The sequence below is a fragment of the Myroides sp. JBRI-B21084 genome (assembly GCF_030545015.1).
Taxonomy (GTDB): domain Bacteria; phylum Bacteroidota; class Bacteroidia; order Flavobacteriales; family Flavobacteriaceae; genus Flavobacterium.
In genome coordinates this window covers 1,391,778-1,409,909 of the sequence record NZ_CP120653.1, presented here as the reverse complement: position 1 = coordinate 1,409,909, position 18,132 = coordinate 1,391,778, and the positions used below count along the sequence as shown (strand labels likewise).

Annotated in this window: 20 protein-coding genes; 18 read left to right on the top strand and 2 right to left on the bottom strand. The window is 33.5% G+C overall.

Features of this window, described 5'->3' with window-relative positions; genetic code table 11:
* The first annotated feature begins 49 nt into the window (after positions 1-49).
* The gene (locus tag P3875_RS06820; RefSeq protein WP_303443210.1) at positions 50-700 is read left to right on the top strand and encodes a hypothetical protein; all 651 of its coding nucleotides are present in this window, start codon (positions 50-52) and stop codon (positions 698-700) included.
* A gap of 377 nt (positions 701-1,077) precedes the next feature.
* On the top strand, positions 1,078-1,971 hold the full coding sequence (locus P3875_RS06815; protein ID WP_303443209.1) for a hypothetical protein: 894 nt from the start codon (positions 1,078-1,080) through the stop codon (positions 1,969-1,971).
* Positions 1,972-2,098: 127 nt separating this feature from the next.
* Here P3875_RS06815 and P3875_RS06810 read toward each other — a convergent pair whose 3' ends face one another.
* Positions 2,099-2,473: a hypothetical protein gene (locus tag P3875_RS06810; protein WP_303443208.1), complete on the bottom strand. Its 375-nt coding sequence runs from the start codon at positions 2,471-2,473 to the stop codon at positions 2,099-2,101.
* A 153-nt stretch (positions 2,474-2,626) separates the two neighbouring features.
* Between P3875_RS06810 and P3875_RS06805 the strand changes: the two genes are divergently transcribed.
* From P3875_RS06805 to P3875_RS06795, 3 genes are all read left to right on the top strand, one after another.
* Entirely contained in the window at positions 2,627-3,310 is a 684-nt protein-coding gene (locus P3875_RS06805; RefSeq protein ID WP_303443207.1) for a DUF4253 domain-containing protein, read from the top strand.
* A gap of 286 nt (positions 3,311-3,596) precedes the next feature.
* Positions 3,597-4,799, top strand: a complete 1,203-nt coding sequence (locus P3875_RS06800; protein ID WP_303443206.1) for a DNA adenine methylase — start codon at positions 3,597-3,599, stop codon at positions 4,797-4,799.
* A 9-nt stretch (positions 4,800-4,808) separates the two neighbouring features.
* Positions 4,809-5,588, top strand: coding sequence for a DUF3883 domain-containing protein (locus tag P3875_RS06795; protein WP_303443205.1), 780 nt, complete (start codon positions 4,809-4,811; stop codon positions 5,586-5,588).
* 422 nt (positions 5,589-6,010) lie between these two features.
* Here P3875_RS06795 and P3875_RS06790 read toward each other — a convergent pair whose 3' ends face one another.
* Entirely contained in the window at positions 6,011-6,484 is a 474-nt protein-coding gene (locus P3875_RS06790; RefSeq protein ID WP_303443204.1) for a hypothetical protein, read from the bottom strand.
* A gap of 147 nt (positions 6,485-6,631) precedes the next feature.
* Here P3875_RS06790 and P3875_RS06785 point away from each other — a divergent pair, with 147 nt between their 5' ends.
* The 13 genes from P3875_RS06785 (at position 6,632) to P3875_RS06725 (ending at position 18,023) form a co-directional block, all read left to right on the top strand.
* A complete protein-coding gene (locus P3875_RS06785; protein WP_303443203.1) occupies positions 6,632-6,976 on the top strand; it encodes a hypothetical protein in 345 nt (114 codons plus the stop codon).
* A 2-nt stretch (positions 6,977-6,978) separates the two neighbouring features.
* The gene (locus tag P3875_RS06780; protein WP_303443202.1) at positions 6,979-7,410 is read left to right on the top strand and encodes a hypothetical protein; all 432 of its coding nucleotides are present in this window, start codon (positions 6,979-6,981) and stop codon (positions 7,408-7,410) included.
* Between the two features lie 217 nt (positions 7,411-7,627).
* Positions 7,628-8,701, top strand: coding sequence for a type I restriction endonuclease (locus P3875_RS06775; RefSeq protein WP_303443201.1), 1,074 nt, complete (start codon positions 7,628-7,630; stop codon positions 8,699-8,701).
* A gap of 392 nt (positions 8,702-9,093) precedes the next feature.
* Complete coding sequence (locus P3875_RS06770; RefSeq protein WP_303443200.1) at positions 9,094-9,750, top strand: hypothetical protein; 657 nt, start codon at positions 9,094-9,096, stop codon at positions 9,748-9,750.
* 344 nt (positions 9,751-10,094) lie between these two features.
* Positions 10,095-11,120 (top strand): ComEC/Rec2 family competence protein, encoded by a 1,026-nt coding sequence (locus P3875_RS06765; protein WP_303443199.1) that lies wholly within the window; start codon positions 10,095-10,097, stop codon positions 11,118-11,120.
* A 5-nt stretch (positions 11,121-11,125) separates the two neighbouring features.
* Positions 11,126-11,818, top strand: a complete 693-nt coding sequence (locus P3875_RS06760) for a hypothetical protein (RefSeq protein ID WP_303443198.1) — start codon at positions 11,126-11,128, stop codon at positions 11,816-11,818.
* A 187-nt stretch (positions 11,819-12,005) separates the two neighbouring features.
* Positions 12,006-12,728 carry a hypothetical protein gene (locus tag P3875_RS06755; RefSeq protein ID WP_303443197.1) on the top strand — a complete coding sequence of 241 codons (723 nt, stop codon included), beginning with the start codon at positions 12,006-12,008 and terminating at the stop codon, positions 12,726-12,728.
* Between the two features lie 420 nt (positions 12,729-13,148).
* Entirely contained in the window at positions 13,149-13,550 is a 402-nt protein-coding gene (locus P3875_RS06750; protein ID WP_303443196.1) for a hypothetical protein, read from the top strand.
* A gap of 137 nt (positions 13,551-13,687) precedes the next feature.
* Positions 13,688-14,395 carry a hypothetical protein gene (locus tag P3875_RS06745; RefSeq protein WP_303443195.1) on the top strand — a complete coding sequence of 236 codons (708 nt, stop codon included), beginning with the start codon at positions 13,688-13,690 and terminating at the stop codon, positions 14,393-14,395.
* Between the two features lie 408 nt (positions 14,396-14,803).
* Positions 14,804-15,220, top strand: coding sequence for a hypothetical protein (locus tag P3875_RS06740; RefSeq protein ID WP_303443194.1), 417 nt, complete (start codon positions 14,804-14,806; stop codon positions 15,218-15,220).
* 15 nt (positions 15,221-15,235) lie between these two features.
* On the top strand, positions 15,236-16,219 hold the full coding sequence (locus P3875_RS06735; protein WP_303443193.1) for an HNH endonuclease signature motif containing protein: 984 nt from the start codon (positions 15,236-15,238) through the stop codon (positions 16,217-16,219).
* Positions 16,220-16,417: 198 nt separating this feature from the next.
* A complete protein-coding gene (locus P3875_RS06730; protein WP_303443192.1) occupies positions 16,418-17,203 on the top strand; it encodes a tetratricopeptide repeat protein in 786 nt (261 codons plus the stop codon).
* A 331-nt stretch (positions 17,204-17,534) separates the two neighbouring features.
* Positions 17,535-18,023, top strand: a complete 489-nt coding sequence (locus tag P3875_RS06725) for a hypothetical protein (protein WP_303443191.1) — start codon at positions 17,535-17,537, stop codon at positions 18,021-18,023.
* Positions 18,024-18,132 lie beyond the last annotated feature (109 nt).

Here is an 18,132-nt window from a genome sequence, read left to right as displayed (position 1 = left end):
ACATCGCCAAGCCGCAAACCGTTAGCTACCATATCATAACGGATCTTCGATGACAAAAACGGAAATAGAAGAATATTTAGTAAAACTCGAACATAAATTATTGATTGAATCAGAACAACACTCAATCGAATTGACTCGCGAATGGGCTAAATCATTTCCTAATGAATCTGCAGTTTACCTATTCCGAGAAGAAGGAGAAATTTGCTATGTTGGTGAAACTGGAAGTTTACGTGGTCGTATGACTGACATATTAAATACCAAAAATCATACTGTAAGACGGAATTTAGGAAAATCTCATTATTCAGAATTTCCGAGCTATGAAGAACCTTCTTCTAGAAAAGGATTTTCGGACGATATAGAAATTATGCTAAATGACAGAATTCAAAAACATCTGACTTTATCATATATTACAATAAATTTAGGACGTAAGGAATTAGAAGAGCGACTTTTTGACAAATTGAAACCGAAATACAGCCTGAAAGGAAAAAGAGGAAAGGAAAAATCTTACTCCAAAACCGACAAACAAAAAAATCATAAAAATGCTTATGAAAAATGGACACTGGAAAATGATGAGAAATTGGAAATTCTATTTTGCGAAGGAAAAACGATAACGGAATTAAGTAAAATATTTGGACGAAATAATGGATCAATTAAATCAAGAATTAAAAAGCTCGAACTTAAAGAGAAATACGGTAGCTAACATCGTATATGTGCAAGAGCGGGTTAAGTGATAAATCGAAGTTTCGGTTTTCTATATCGCAAAAACCATTTTTTATGTGCATAAAAAATGTAAATTAGCAAAGAAAAAATGGTTTTGCTTACGTCAGTGCAAATTGAAAGTTTCGGCTTCAAAATCCGCTCCTGACACATATACGCAAACCGATGTGGCGAAATCCGCTTACGCTCCTTTCGCCACATCGGGGCGGCGCCTTCACCGCACGATGCGCTTGTCGCTTCGCGAACTTCGCACATCATGCGATTTTGCTAAATCCTTTCTCCGAGCTTGCTCGGAAAAAGAACTTCGCAAAGCCGCCGCCCCGTTAGCGGTCATTGTAGGACGACACACACAGACAACGAATGAACAAACAAGGATTAGTATATTGTATTCAACCTGACCAATACGACATTTTTGATGAGCGTATTAGTAAACCTATTTGTATTAAACAACTGGACAAAGGTGTTGAGACAGGTTCTATGGTTTTTCAAGAATTAGACGAAGTCAACTTTACAAAAAATCCATTGACTTACTTCCCTCCTAATAATGTTGGACTTTTACTTTCAATTAGCAAAAGGCATTTAAAAGACGCGAAAGACCTTTTTAAAAAACACATTGACCCACATTTGGTAAACCACTCCTTTGTTGACGCAGCGACTAACAAAAAGGAGTTTTTAAAGGAAAAATCAAAAGTGGTAGCTGACTACATTGAGACAATCCAAATTTGTATAGTTTTCGGTTATACTGCATTGGAGGCTTTTTCAAACCTTAGTATTACCGACACTTATCAATACAAGGTTAATGTAAAAAGTAAAGGAATTGTAGAGCTATATGACAAGAAAGCAATTGAACGCTGGGTTAGCCTTGGCGACAAATTATCAAAAATTTTACCCGACATCTATGAAACAAAGAAAATTGAAACCACTAAATTTTGGAGTTACTTTACTAAGTTAGAAAAATATCGCCACGACATTATTCACCAAAAGACAATTGAGAGAACTGACTTTTATAAGACTTACTTCAACAAGGACATTTTTGAAATTTGCGCAAGTGCAGAGACGGTATTGAAGTTTTTTTACGAAGCTCATTCAGACAAACAACGGACAAATCCATTGTGGCCTTGGCTTATTAATAAGGATAAGGAATTTCCTTTGACAACTGATTTCAAATCTGAGAACTTTGAAGTGATAGGTAATTTATTTGAAGGCAAGACAAGTAATAAAAACAATGACAGAAAAAGAACAACGAACCGCTAACAGCACATTTGCAATAGGCGGGGTTTCGTACTCCGCAGACAGTTTTGTGGTAGCCGAAAGTTTTGTGCTCCGCATAAAAATTTGTGGTAAAAATCCCGCCCATCGCAAATCTGCAAAACGTTATGCCTCATGCTAAAGACGGAGACCGCCAAGTATTAGCATCTACTTTTATCCATCCAGCATTTAGGCGACCTTTCTCGACAAGATTAGACATATATTTATACATCTTTTCGTTGCTTTCATAACGTCTGACAAGCTCATACCAATTATCAATGAATGGTTGCCAAATAGGATAAGTTTCTTTTATTTTTAGCAAATCGCTATCTGACAACTTACAATCTTTCCACAGTTTATAACACCTGCTGAAATCATCCGCATCATAAGGAATCTCTGCACGGAACTTTTTAATATTGTTAGGATTTATAGTGTTTGAAACTACAGCCCACATTGTTTTTGAACTCATTCCAACTTCCCCAAAAACTATCCATTCGTTTAAAGTCATATTTCTGTTTTTTATTTTAATAATCTAAAAGCACGAAGGCATAACACGGGTTTTGCGTCAGGCGGGTGGATTTGCTCCGTTTGACGATTTTCCGCTCCGAATCCCGCCCGAACGCAAACCCTGAAACCGTTGTGCAACATTTAATAAAACGCTATGAAGAAAATAATATTCTCGATTTTTTGTTTGCTTGGATTAAATTCTTGTAATGGACAAAAAAATAATTTAAACGATTCTGAAATCAAACTAATTGGCGAATTAAAACTTGACAAAGAAACTGCACAAGAAATAAAAAGTCTAACGAATGGAAATTTTGAACTTGCAAAAGGATTTGAAGACCGCGAAAATTTGTATGATGATATTCCAGAACTAAAAAATTATTCAAAAAAACTACCTAAAGCTATCAAAATTAATTCAAAGGAAGATATTGCAACTAAAATTGTAAAAGACTTTAAGCAAAAACTAATCGAAAAAGGTCTAATAATTTACAAATCTGAAGAAAATTATAACCAAAAAGATGATGTAATAACTATCTTAAAATCCGAAAATAAATATGAACCACTTTATTTTGAAGGAACAAATGCAGTAAATTATGATATGAATACACCTCAATTAATAGAAAAACTTAAAGTTTGGGATAAACTTTACGGAATTGAATTAAATGGGGTTGGTTTTGATTATTTGTCAGGTGATTTTAAAAAACTTCCCGATGACTTAAGATCTTTTTCTACCGAAATGTATGACTTTTGTCCAGATATTGTTGACCAAGGAGTTGGAGATTTAGACAAACTTATTGAAGCTCTTAAAGATTCCAAATCATTTTTTCTTTGGTGGGATTAAAAAAAACGTCGCACAACATTGTATTGGCGAAATGCGGGGTGAAAGTCTTGGTTGCACTATTCTACTTTTTTAGTCGCCGCTATTTTTCAGTTCAACTTTTTTAATTAACTTAGTTTCACCGAAAAAATATCGGCTTCGCTTGGTCGAAATTGAACTTTTCAGTCCAATTTAGCCCGCACTTCAGCCAATACTTTTTCGTTAGGCGTAATGCTACCAGCGACCGTGCTAAACTCAACATTTTGACTAAAACAGACAGAGAACATAATAAAATTTGTAAATTTGCGAAATGGAAAACATTGTATCAGAACCAGTAGAAACATATAACCAAATCGGACTAGGTTTGACAAATTATGTTGATACAAGAAAACTATCACCAATTTTGAAATGGGCAGGTGGAAAAGAACAAGAATTAAAATATATTCTTCCAAATTTACCACAAGAAAAATTTACAGACTATTATGAACCGTTTGTTGGTGGTGGTGCTGTTTATACAGCTATTCAAGCTGACAAATATTTTATTAATGATAAATCTGAAGAACTAATTTTATTATATAGAAGTTTAACAAACGGTGATAGAAAGGTATTTTTTCAAGCAACAAAAGAAATAATTCATAATTGGGATTTATTAGGTATTGTAACAAAAGAAAACTCAACTTTTTTTATAAATACTTACAAGGAATTTTCTGAAAATAAAATTACAGAAACAAAATTAAAAGACGTTCTTTTTGAGTTTATACTTAAAAATGCTGAACAATTTAATGGAATGTTTTCTACAATTTTTAATTTTAATATTGAAAATTTCATAAAAGAAATAAAAGTAAATCTTATTCGCAAAATTAAGCGAATGAAAGAGTTAGAAATTTTAAAATCTAAACTACCAGATTCTGATATTTTAGACAATATCGAAACAGCCTTTAAAAGTGCATTTTATATGCACTTTCGACACATTTATAACAATACTGAAAAATATAATATTCAAAATGCTTTTAAATCAGCAATATTCTTATTTATAAGAAATTTTGCATACAGTGGTATGTTTCGCTATAATTCAAGTGGAGATTTTAATGTTCCTTATGGTGGAATTGCTTACAACAATAAAAATTACAGTAAAAAAATTGAATATTTAGAAACACAGGAATTAAAATCTTTACTTGATAACACAATAATAGAAAACGAAGATTTTGAACAATTTTTTGAGCTTCACAAGCCGACAAAGAATGATTTTATTTTTCTTGACCCACCATATGATAGCGAATTTAGCACATATGCTAAAAATGAATTTACAAGAAAAGACCAAGAAAGATTAGCAAACTATCTAATAAATAGTTGCAAAGCAAAATGGATGATGATAATTAAAAATACTGATTTCATTTTTGATTTATACAATGACAAAGGATTAAATATTCAATCGTTTGAAAAAACCTATTTAGTTAGTTTTATGAATAGAAACGACAAAAATGTTGAACACCTTTTAATCACAAATTATTAAAAAATAATAATGGCAGCACATACAGAAGCACAGATAAGACGAGCGATTAAGCCGTTATTAACCGTTTATGGTGAATTAAACACCTCAGAAGTTAAAAATCTATTGCATACAGTTTTAGAATTTAGTGAAGAGGACAATATACCTTCTGCAACAAGAAACGAAGTTCTTATTATTCAAAGAATAGGAAATATTGTTGCTCACCAAACAGAAACAATAAAAATCTACGATGAAGGTTTTATACTTGACAAGAATTTTCGACCAGCTAAATTTTCTTTAATTAACCCTATTTCACAAGCTGTTATTCAACCTGCGGAAGTAACAACAATAAAGGAAAAAACAAGACGCTTTATTGCTCGTAAAGTTGATTGGGAAAAAGCACGTGACAGAAATAATGAAATTGGAGACCAAGGCGAAGAATTTGTATTAGAGTTTGAAATAGACCGTTTAATCGAAACACTTGTAATAGACAGAACAAATGCGACACAAAATGTTCAGCATTTAAGCCGTTTGCAAGGAGACGGTCTTGGTTATGATATTTCCTCAATAAATGATGACGGTTCACCTCGTTATATTGAAGTAAAAACTACAAGTGGTGGTTTTAATCAGCCATTTTATATGAGTAAAAACGAAAGACATTTTTTTGAAGAATATGGAGATTCTGCATTTATTTATAGAGTTTACAATTTTAACAGAGAAACAAGACGTGGCGATGTTAGAATAATAACTCAAACAGAATTGTTCTCAAATTTCAACTTTGACACAATTACTTGGCAAGTAACACCGAAATAAAAAGCACTACGCCTAACAGCAGTTTGGCAAAATGGCGGGTTCAGTGCTAAATTCAACGGCAGTACTTCGATTGAACTTTTGTGCAAAACTGAACATTTGTGCTTTGATTTCCGCCACTTCGCCAAGCTGCAAACCGATGTGGCGAAATCCGCTTACGCTCCTTTCGCCACATCGGGGCGGCGCCTACACCGCACGATGCGCTTGTCGCTTCGCGAACTTCGCACATCATGCGATTTTGCTAAATCCTTTCTCCGAGCAAGCTCGGAAAAAGAACTTCGCAAAGCCGCCGCCCCGTTAGCAAACAGCTTACCAAAAATTCCGCAGAAAGAAGATTGGTAAAAGAGTTTGTGAAGTTTTGAAATAAAAAACTCGACAAATGTTAAATTTAGATTATAGAATAGCTTTTCTTGGAGTTATAGTTTTTACTCTTGGACTACTTTGGTTTTTTCTTGTTGAACTTCTTTTACCTGCTCTTCTTGAGGAGTGGAAGTACAGAAGGAAGTAAGTTTATCTCGACATATATAAGCATTTAATAATAACCCTATTATTGCAAATACCCAAGCTAACCTTTGTAAAAATTCTTTAAGTCGGTCTAACACTACTTTTTTACAGTAGCCACCATTTCTGACCAATATTAAACCTGAATAGGTTATAAGGTAAACTGGTACTTCGGTATTCTTTAGGTTAGGATAATTGTAAATTAAACCTTCTTTCTCTAAATGTAACATTGCAACTCTTAAATAAAGGCGTTCTTTATTTTTTGTTAAAAAAGGTTTAAATGAATATATTATACCGAATATTTTATCTTTGTGTTCATTGTAACAAGTTTTTGAAGCTATTATATCTTCGTCTTGTTGTTCGACACTTGACTCAAGAAAACTTAATACGTCATCCAAGAAACGTATTTTACTTCCCGCTAAAAGTTTGTACATAAAGAATAAATTAGAATGACGAAAGTAAGAAAAAATAACTAAATTGCAATCAAGATAAACTCAACTCACTACCAAGTGTAAAGAAAAATATTAAATTTAAAAAAAAATAAAATGAATTACTCAAATTTTGTTATTTTAAACTACGATTTAGGGATTAGGGGCGAATACGACAACTTATATATATTTTTAGATACAAATAAAGCAATAGATTGTGGTAATTCAAATTGCTTTTTTGAATATAGTTTCAAAGGTACTGATATAGAATACGAAGATAAGTTTAAGCAGTTAAAAGAAGATTTAGACAAAACAATTACTTTCAGTAAAAGTGACAGAATATATGTGATTGTTCACAGTATTGATGGAACACCTCGCGGAAAGTTTATAGTTGGACAAAGAAAGACACCTGTTTGGGATGGATACGCTGAAAAAGAAGTTGATGATAGTTTACCATTCTAAAGATGAAAACAATATTACTTGATACAGGGTATTGGATAGCTTTGTGTAACCCTGAAAAAGAGAAAGAGAAGCAAAATGTTGTCAAACATATTACAAAGTTAATAGACGGAAACAATTATAAAATTATAATACCTTTCCCCACATTATATGAATTTTTAAATTCAAAACTTTCTCGAAAAGGTAGACAAAGATTTCATTTAGAAACTGAACTTTCAAAACAGAAATATGAAAAAGTATATGATGAAAAATACCGCAAAAAAGCTTTAGAAAATTTCTTTAAACAATTTTCATTTGTAAATTACGACATAAGTTTAGTAGATGAAATTATTAAAGAAATGATTGAAGATACAACACTAAAGACTGACATTATAGTAACTTTCGATAATGGATTAAAAAATTATGCAAGGTCTATGAATGTAGAGGTTATAGAATAAAAGCCGATTTGCTAACAATAATTTTACAAGATTTGGGCTTTTGTGATTAAAATAAGTTGATTTTTTGTAACAAACATTTAGAATTTTTTGAAAATTGGGACTGGCTTTCCCCAAACCTCGTAAAGCCCGAAAACGTTAGCAGTAACCGTATTAGAAAAAACGCTCAGAGAAATATAAATCATTGAAATAATTAAAAACACCTAATATAAAAACTTTTATGGAATCAGACTTGAAAATTAAACTTGAACAATTACATCAAAGAGTTGACCAACTTAAAGACCAAATTAACACAGAAGAAGCGACTAAAAATGCATTCGTAATGCCGTTTATTCAAATTCTTGGATATGATATTTTTAATCCAACGGAAGTAATTCCAGAATTTATTTGCGACATAGGAACTAAAAAAGGTGAAAAAATTGATTATGTAATTAAAAAAGATAACGAACCAATTTTAATTATTGAGTGCAAACATTGGAAAGAAAATGTTGATGCTCATAATTCGCAATTACATCGTTACTATCACGTTTCCAAATCAAGATTTGGTGTTTTGACAAATGGACATCAGTATAATTTTTATTCTGATTTAGAGAAACCAAATATAATGGACGACAAGCCATTTTTCACATTGGATTTATCAAACATAAAAGATTCGAATATAAAAATCCTTGAAAAATTCTCTAAAAATGGGTACAATTTAGAAGAAATTTTGGATTCTGCGGAAGCATTAAAATATATTAAAGCAATCAGAAACGAATTTGAGAAGGAACTTCAAGAGCCATCAGATGAAATTGTTCGGTTATTAGTGAACCGATTTTTTGACAAACCTATGACAGCATCAAGACTTGTAACATTCAAAGAATATACAAGAAAAGCGTTTTCAAATTCCATAAATGATTCAATAAATTATAGACTGAAAAATGCATTGAACATTAATGAAAATGTTCCTTCTAAATCTGTAGAGCAAATTGAATCTGTTGATGCAAATTCAGAAATTCCAAAATTTATAACTACCGAAGAGGAAGTGGAAGCATCTCAAATTGTAAAAGCAATTTTAAGAGAAGTGATTCCATCTTCAAGAATAGCATTTAGAGATACACAATCTTATTTTGGAATACTATTAGACGATAATAACAGAAAACCAATATGTAGACTTCATTTTAATTCGTCAAATAAATACGTTGAACTTTTCAATAATGGAAAAGATAATGGTGAGAAAAAATTAATTGGTTCGTTAGATGAAATTTATGATTTCAAAAATGAACTACATTCGACAATTAAAAATTATGAATAATAACGGCTACTGCTAACATCGGTTTGGCTATATGGCGGCTGAAGTGCTTCTATGAAACATTTGTGCAAGGTTCAACAGCGGTAATTCTAATGAACTTTTGTGCTAAAATTCCGCCACATCGCCAAGCCGTAAACCGATGTGGCGAAATCCGCTTTCGCTCCTTTCGCCACATCGGGGCGGCGCCTACACCGCACGATGCGCTTGTCGCTTCGCGAACTTCGCACATCATGCGATTTTGCTAAATCCTTTCTCCGAGCTTGCTCGGAAAAAGAACTTCGCAAAGCCGCCGCCCCGTTAGCGGAAATTTTATGACCGACACCGAAAAAATAGTAAACAAGACAAAAGAATATATTCTGAAACTTTATTCGGAAGGTTATAGCACACACCAAAATATGGTAACAGGACTAAAAAACGGCATTGACTTTTTTGTTGGGCGAAAGGACGGTATTGACACAATCAAAGATGAAATATTGACAACTTGTTTGGCAGAGTTTAACGAACGAACCAAAGTTTTTGACAAGATTGGACACTTGAAAATGGTTGACAGAATTAAGACCGACTTTATCAATTTTGTAAACAAATTAAATACAAATGAACTTTCAGACGATTTAACCATTTCTTTTGAAAGACGTTTAAAAAATGAAGAATCTAAAAGTCTTGAAAAATCATTAAAGGACACGTTTGATTTCGGCTCTTGGAAAGACGAAAATTATTATTGGGAACCACTTTCTAAAACTAAAAATTCTGTTCAGACAATTTACTTTGAAGACGACTTATTCCAACCTGAAGACATTCAGAAAATAGTTGATATATTAAAATCAATTTCAGGCGATAGAATTTTTCTACTGACAGAAGATAATATAAACTACGAAGTTGAGACTTCATCGTTTGACATTGATTGGATTGAATCAGCATATAGTGACTTCAAAACAAGTTGGTTAATTTATATTTCCCACGAAGGGACAATAACATTTGCAGGTAAAGAACTTGTATCAAGAATTGAAAACGAATTGACAGAATTAATTAAACATAAAAATCCGTGGAATTAAAAACTTCCGCTAACATCGGTTTGGCAATATGGCGGCAGAAGTGCTTCTATGAAACATTTGTGCAAGGTTCAACAGCAGGAATTCTATTGAACTTTTGTGCTAAAAATCCGCCACATCGCCAAGCCGAAAAACGATGTGGCGAAATCCGCTTACGCTCCTTTCGCCACATCGGGGCGGCGCCTACACCGCACGATGCGCTTGTCGCTTCGCGAACTTCGCACATCATGCGATTTTGCTAAATTCTTTCTCCGAGCTTGCTCGGAAAAAGAACTTCGCAAAGCCGCCGCCCCGTTATGCGAAAGCCTAAAACCGACATCACAACATAAAACTGACAAATAAGAAATATGGCGACAATTCATTTTTTAAATGTTCTTGAAGGAGATTGTAACATAATCCAACATGACTCTGGACGTGTTACAGTTATGGATGTAAGTAACGCTTACAATGACGAAGATACAGCAGAAGAAAAAGCTGTAAAAGCGTCAAAAGAAAGAGAAGAAATGCGGAATAGAACTTTTGTTCCATCAGACAAGAAGAATTATCATCAAAAGAAAGACCCTGACAATCCAATCGACTATTTGAAAAACAAACTAAAGGTCAATGATATTTTTAGGTTTATAATCTCTCATCCAGACATGGACCATTTAGATGGCATAAAAGACTTGTTTGATGAATTTGAAATTACAAATACATGGGATACTGATAATGATAAATACATAGACTTGACTGGATTCTTTGCAGGCTATAACAAAGAAGACTGGAAATTTTACACAAATTTAAGAGCTGGAAAAGTTACAACTACCAAAAGACTTACATATTTCTCGAAAACGAATAATCTGTATTTCAACGAAGACGACATTACAATCTTATGTCCGACTGCGGAACTGGTTAAACTAGGCAATGAAACGGAAGACTATAATGATTCTTCCTATGCAATATTGTTCACTCCACCAAAAAAGAACGGTGGTAAATGGAAAATACTATTAGCTGGAGATACTCACAATGATTCCTGGGATTACATTTTGAAAAATCATAAAAGTGATGTTTCCAATGTTGATATCCTGTTTGCACCACATCATGGGAGAGATTCGAGTAGGAATTATGATTTTTTAGACACCCTTAAACCTAAAGTAACACTATTTGGAAATGCAAGTTCTGAGCATTTAGCATACAAAAAATATCCTGAGACACGGATAACAAATAATCAGGCAGGTTATGTCATCTTAGATATTGCTCTTGACCAAATTGAAATTTTTGTAAAGAACTTTGAGTTTGCAAAAGACTTTAGATTAAATCCTAAACGTAATTGGACTGCTCCTACTTATAATTCCGTTCATAAAGCATATTTACTCGGACAATTAAATGCATAAAAGTTATGGCTGTAAACACATACTATTTAAAAGCTAGATTGTTTCCAACGGTATTGACATCAATACCAGCTTTAATTCTTTACAACAATTTTGTTGCTTCACTATATCATGATAAACTCGAAAATATTTACACAGCACTTCCAATAATCACCGATTTGGTTTTTTCAGGTGCAATAATTTTTTTGCTAGTTCAAATAAATCGGTTCTTATCCAAAGAGATATTTCAAAGACTTTATTTCAAGGACGAAATTAATATGCCAACAACCAACTTATTACTTAAATCAAACAATGAGCTTGAAATAAGCATAAAGCAAAAAATTGACGAAAAAATAAAAAACAAGTTTGACATTACTTTACTTTCTTCAATTGAAGAATCGGCAGACGAACCAAGAGCAAGAAAACTAATTGCGACAACTGTTTCTCAGATTAGAAATGTTCTAAGAGATAACTCTTTACTACTACAACACAATATTGAATATGGTTTTTTCAGAAACCTAATTGGTGGTTCATTCTTAGCGTTTGCAATCTCACTAATTATTCTTATTTCTTCATATTACACTGGCGACATTGCGACAAGAAATTTGGGTTTCATTTTAACCTCAATATACTTTTTACCAATTATACTTAGCAAAGTAATTATAAACAGATACGGAAAATATTATGCAAAAATTCTTTACGAACAATTCTTAACAATTTGACATGGAAGCGGACGAAAGAAAAAGGCCATCGCATAACATCGGTTTGGCAATATGGCGGCTGAAGTGCTTCTGTGAAACATTTGTGCAAGGTTCAACAGCGGTAATTCTATTGAATTTTTGTGCTAAAAATCCGCCACATCGCCAAGCCGAAAAACGTTGGCAGTAATGCCAGAACCCAAAACAACATATGGAAATTATTAACAAACTACAACCTTATTTTCTTTACATAGTTGGCGGACTTATTACAACGACATTGCTATTTTTCAAATCTTACATTCAAGAGAAAGCAAAGCTAAAAGCTCTAAGGTCTGAAAATAAAAAGATTGTAGAGCAAACAGAACAGGTAAAATCTCAATACAATAGAGAATTGGAAGAAATTAAAAGAGAGCATCAACTTAATATTACAAAAAGAAAATATCAATATGAAAGCAAAAAAGAAAATTACTTAAAATTTTTTCAATTACTTGACCAATTTACAAGGGAGAATAATGTAAAAAACCAAGAAAGACTATTGCCCATTTTAGACGAGTTCAACAGAAATTACTTAAATGCTTCAAGTCAGAATAATAAAAGAAATGAAACTAACGCAATTACTACAATGTCTAAAAAAATACAAAAACTGACATTTGATGCTAGTCAAGACTTAATTAAGATTAAACAAGAAACAAATACCATTAGATTAATCGCAAGTGACGAAATTTTAAATAAACTAGATATACTTAACCTAGCATATGACAAGTCTATGGAAGTCTCAAATAAAATAATGAGTTCATTGCCATCTCTAATGCTTACTAATAATCAGGCACAAATGAAAGCCAACCAAAGAGAAATCGAAATTTCTGCAATGGTTATAAATAACATTAAAGACCAAATTATTGAATTGATGCGAATAGAACTAAATGAAATATAGCACTACTGCCAACACGGGTTTGGCAAAAGCTGGGCGATAGTAAAACATTGAACATTTGCACTTTTAATGAACTTTGGTAACTAATTGAACATTATTACTTTCAACTCCCAGCCTTCGCCAAGCCCAGAACCGTTGGCTGTAATTTTGGAAGACCTACACTATGGACAGAATTGAATATTTCATAAACAAACTTTTGACTTTCATAACATCAATTCACCCATTGAGTTACTTGACACTTTTAGCAGTGACAGGAATTTTATACTTCATTTTCAGAAAACTAATTTTGACATTTAGACCACAACTAAAAAACAAAAATGCAATTTCATTCACTTTGGTTTTGACTATTGGACTTTCATTTGTATTGTTTACATTATATGTTATTGCTTGGTTGATATTAAGAAATCAACAGTTTTAAAAGTTATGGACGAGTTGACAATTCCATATCATTTAGCCATTCCGACTTTTTTTTGTATAGTTGGACTATTGACAATACTTCTAAAACGAAAGACATTATTTGCAAATAATAAACTTTTATGGACTTCCATAACAATTTTTCTTTGCTTATATTTACTCATTGTTGGAACTGCAATGTTCGACAGTATTTATTATCAATGGGACTTAAATCGTTACGACCTTGACAAAGATGGAATGTTTGGAGGTAAAGAACTTACAAATGAGCAGAATGAAGCAATGCGGAAAATCACAAGTGACACTGGCAGAAATTTTGCATTTATAACAGGGTTTATTTTTGCCTTAACGTTTTCAGCGACAATCTTTATTTGTGGGTTTGTGATAAAAAAAGTAAGACGAAAGAATGAATAAAAAAACTACAGCCAACATGGGTTTTGCGTCAGGCGGGCAGAAGTACAAAATTCAACTTTTAAATATTAAATAAACTTTAGTAAATTTATCATCGGAAGTGCTTTGAATTCCCGCCCGAACGCAAAGCCCTGCTCGATGTGGCGAAATCCGCTTACGCTCCTTTCGCCACATCGGGGCGGCGCCTACACCGCACGATGCGCTTGTCGCTTCGCGAACTTCGCACATCATGCGATTTTGCTAAATCCTTTCTCCGAGCAAGCTCGGAAAAAGAACTTCGCAAAGCCGCCGCCCCGTTATCTGCAACCAATCCAAAAATGCGTAACCTAAAGAACTTAAATAAAAGCAGAAGCATTGAAGAAGAAAAATTAGTTTTTCAAGAAAATTGGTTTGACAAGATTGACACCATTATCTTTTGTATATTTTTTCTTTGGGGCGCAATTCTACCGTTTCTAATTTATTTTGACCCTTACAAATCAGATAATGGACCTGAATATTACATTCCATTCGCGTTCACAATTTTTTCAGCTTTTGCTATTTATAAAAAATTACGTGAAAAAAAATTTCACAAAATTGTAACCCGAAATTCTGAAGAAAAAAACGCTGAAATTATTCGAGATTACTGCTTAAAAGACGGCTATGAAATACGCAGAAATTCAAATGGATTAATTATTTACAACATACCAAATTCAATGAGCATAAATTCAAGTCACGAAATAAGCCGAATATTTATTGTAAAGGAAAATAAAATATATTTTACAATGCTTAAAGAAAATCATAAATTAAATATTCCTATTCTATTCAGTGACTTTTTTGTAGTAAAAGACCTTAAAAAACTAACAAAATGAAAAATTTGGCTGCAGATAACATCGGTTTTGCAATATGCGGGATGAAAGTCTCTTGCGTTGAAATTTTTGCAAAATTTATACGCAAAAGACTTTTCTATTTCACTTTTTATTTCTAATTTAGTTCATAGAAAAAGTCTTTGCTTAGCGCAGTTTTAATACAACTTTCAGTTGCATCAAACCCGCACATCGCAAAGCCGTTTACCGATGTGGCGAAATCCGCTTACGCTCCTTTCGCCACATCGGGGCGGCGCCTTCACCGCACGATGCGCTTGTCGCTTCGCGAACTTCGCACATCATGCGATTTTGCTAAATCCTTTCTCCGAGCTTGCTCGGAAAAAGAACTTCGCAAAGCCGCCGCCCCGTTAGCGGTCAGCATACAACGACCCTGCACTTAACGACACAGACAAAATGAAGACTGTTTTTTTTACATTAGCATTTTTACTATTTACAACTATTTCGTTTGGACAAACTCAAACTAAGCCAACCAATACGGTTCAACAGAAAAAAAATTCTGAAAATGCCATTTACCAACTTTTTCCAACTCAAAACTATTGGACTTTTATTAAATTAGACACAAGAAATGGAAAAATGTGGCAAGTCCATTTTTCTGTAAAAGATGATAGCACTACTGGTGAATTAGTCTTAAATTCTCTAGCTCTTATTGACAAAGAAGAAGAAGTTAATGGGAGATTTACCCTTTATCCAACTGAAAATATGTATAATTTTCTATTGCTTGACCAAATTAGTGGAATAGTAGTTCAAGTTCAATGGTCTTTGGAGACCAAGAAAAGGGGTATTGTTTCAGTTATTAAACCAATTGATTAGTCGACTATGATTTCTTTGGACGATTTTGAACAAGAAGCCAAATGCTTATACAAGGACGAGTATTACTCTGTTCGGGATAATGGTGCAGTATTAAGACACTCGCCAATAAACAAACGAACACGCCCAACAGACAATAAATGGACTTTTGGCAAACTAAACATCAAGACAGGTTATTTGGAAATTGCATCAATTCGTATTCATAGAATAGTTGCGACTGCATTTCACGGAGAACCGCCAACAAAGGAACACGTTGTTGACCACATAGACACAAACAAACAAAATAACCGCCCAGACAACCTACGTTGGGTAACAAGATTAGAAAATATTTTGCTTAATCCAATTACAGCAAAACGTATTGAAATAGTTTGCGGAAGTGTCGAAGTATTTCTTGCCGACCCTTCAAAATTTCGGGACAAATTCCAAGAACCAAATTATGAATGGATGTGTGCAGTAAGTCGTGAAGAAGCACAAGCAAGTAAAGAAAGATTATTGGCTTGGGCAGAAAAAGATAAGCCATTACAAGGTGGTTCATTGGGAGAATGGATATTTAATAGAAGCATATCAAGACAAACTACTGACTATGTTGAAAAAGAATTAGAGTTTATAAATTCGCTAACCCCAAATGCTGTTCAAAAGGTCCGAAATTGGAAAACACCAAGTGAATTTCCTTGTTGCCCACAAGAAAATTCACTTAATCCAATTGCTGACTATTGTGCAAATTTGAAAACAGAGAACGTATTTTCCCGAAATCAATATACAAGTTCAATAATTGAACGTTATACAATTTCAAATGACGAAAAAACATTGTGGATTATGTGTAAAAGTGGAGATGAAAACCCGATAAAACCTTATTCTTTGGCAGAGATAACCTATCAGAACAACGTTTTCGTTCATAATAGTCTTGGGACTTTTTTCGAGAAAGATGGTGCAGAAAAACAGTTTACTCTTGCACAAGGACTTGAATGGACAGGAGCTGATACAATTGACGACTATTGCTAAAACACAATGCCGAACCGCTAACAAGGGTTTTGCGTCAGGCGGGCTGAAGTGCAAAATTCAACGGCAGTTTTTCAATTAAACATTAGTAATAAAACCAGCTTTTGTGCTTCGATATCCCGCCCGAACGCAAAGCCCCGAACCGTTGTGTGCAATTTGCCCTAAAAGGCTAAAAATCAGAATGAATTAAAACATACAAATATGAAATACTACATATTATTTATTTTACTTATATCACAATTGTGTAATTCTCAAGTAGATTATTTTAATGGAAATTATACAATTTGTCCAATTCCAAATGATAAGGAATCTAAAGAAAATTTTAAATTAGGAATAGATTGCATAAAAGCGAACCTATACATTGGCGGGGCAAATAGATTATTTTTAGATTTAATAAAAAAGGATAGCACATTTTGCGACGCATATTTTTTCGCTGGTTACACATATAGACTTTCAAATATGGACAAAGCTGCTTTGACGTATTACTACATGGCAGATAGTTTGAGCAATAAGAATTTAATTTTCAAACAAAATTTAGCTTTTATGGCTTCTAAAATGGGCTCTTTTAAACTTGCAAGAAAGAAATATAATGAAATGAAAGAATATTTCCCAGAAAGTGCCGAAGGGTTTTATGGTATAGCTTCAACTTCAATTTTTATTGGTGACACAAAAAATGGTTTAGAAAATTTAAATATTGCAATACGTAAATTCAAAGAAAAAGGAATAAATATTGGAGATGAAATTTATTTTACCCAAGGAATTCTCCTAACAAGAGATGAAAAATATATTGAAAGTATTGAAGCATTTGAAAAAATGAGTGGTAAAATCACTAAAAATGATGAGTATCGAATGAATTATGCTTTCAGTTTAATAAAAATTGGAAAGTCTAATAATGACGAAAAAATAATCAAAAAAGCGAAAAAAGTATTTGAAAAGATAGAAGACAAAACTAACTTATCTGAAATGATGTTAAACGAATTTAAATAAAAACTGCACACAACAAGCGTTTGGCAAGATTGCGAATTTTGTAGTAAATTCAAGTTTATTTCTCGCAAGAAATTTTATCTTTAACAGAAAATAATCGGTTCCGAAGCTCGCAACCTCGCCAAGCGCCGGAACGATGTGGCGAAATCCGCTTACGCTCCTTTCGCCACATCGGGGCGGCGCCTACACCGCACGATGCGCTTGTCGCTTCGCGAACTTCGCACATCATGCGATTTTGCTAAATCCTTTCTCCGAGCTTGCTCGGAAAAAGAACTTCGCAAAGCCGCTGCCCCGTTATGGGCTATTTTGACGACCGACAGCAATGAAAATAAACTTGAAATCAATATTTGGCATTAAACCTACATCGACAGACAACTTATCAGTCGACAATGAGGCAATTGAATATGACAAACACGTTGATTTTTATTATTCAAACTTGATAAACTCGATAATTCTTTTTTCGTTGACGTCAAAAGATTTGGAAGAACTTGCTGGACCTGTATTTAATCCAATGACTGAACTTGAATCAGAAATTGACTACGCGTTCACTCCAGTTTGTTTCGACACAATTTTCCGAAATGGCTTAATTGACAAATCTTTCAAAGACGAGTTGCTACAGTTTAAAAAATGGACAGACGACATTTCTTCTGAAATTTGGGACTGGGAATTTATCGACAATCACGAAGCCTGGGTTGCAACAAGACTTAAAGCAAATGCTCTGCTTGACAAACTTGGCGTGACAAGTCGAACTTACAATGACGACTATACAACCATTTATGACAACGAAGGGAACATCATCAAGAAAGGAAAAAACAGCCCATAACACGGGCTTTGCGTCAGGCGGGCTGACGTGCAAATTTGAAGCTTTGTGCTTCTATTGAACATTGGTAATAAATTGAAACATTGCGCTCCGAAACCCGCCCGAACGCAAA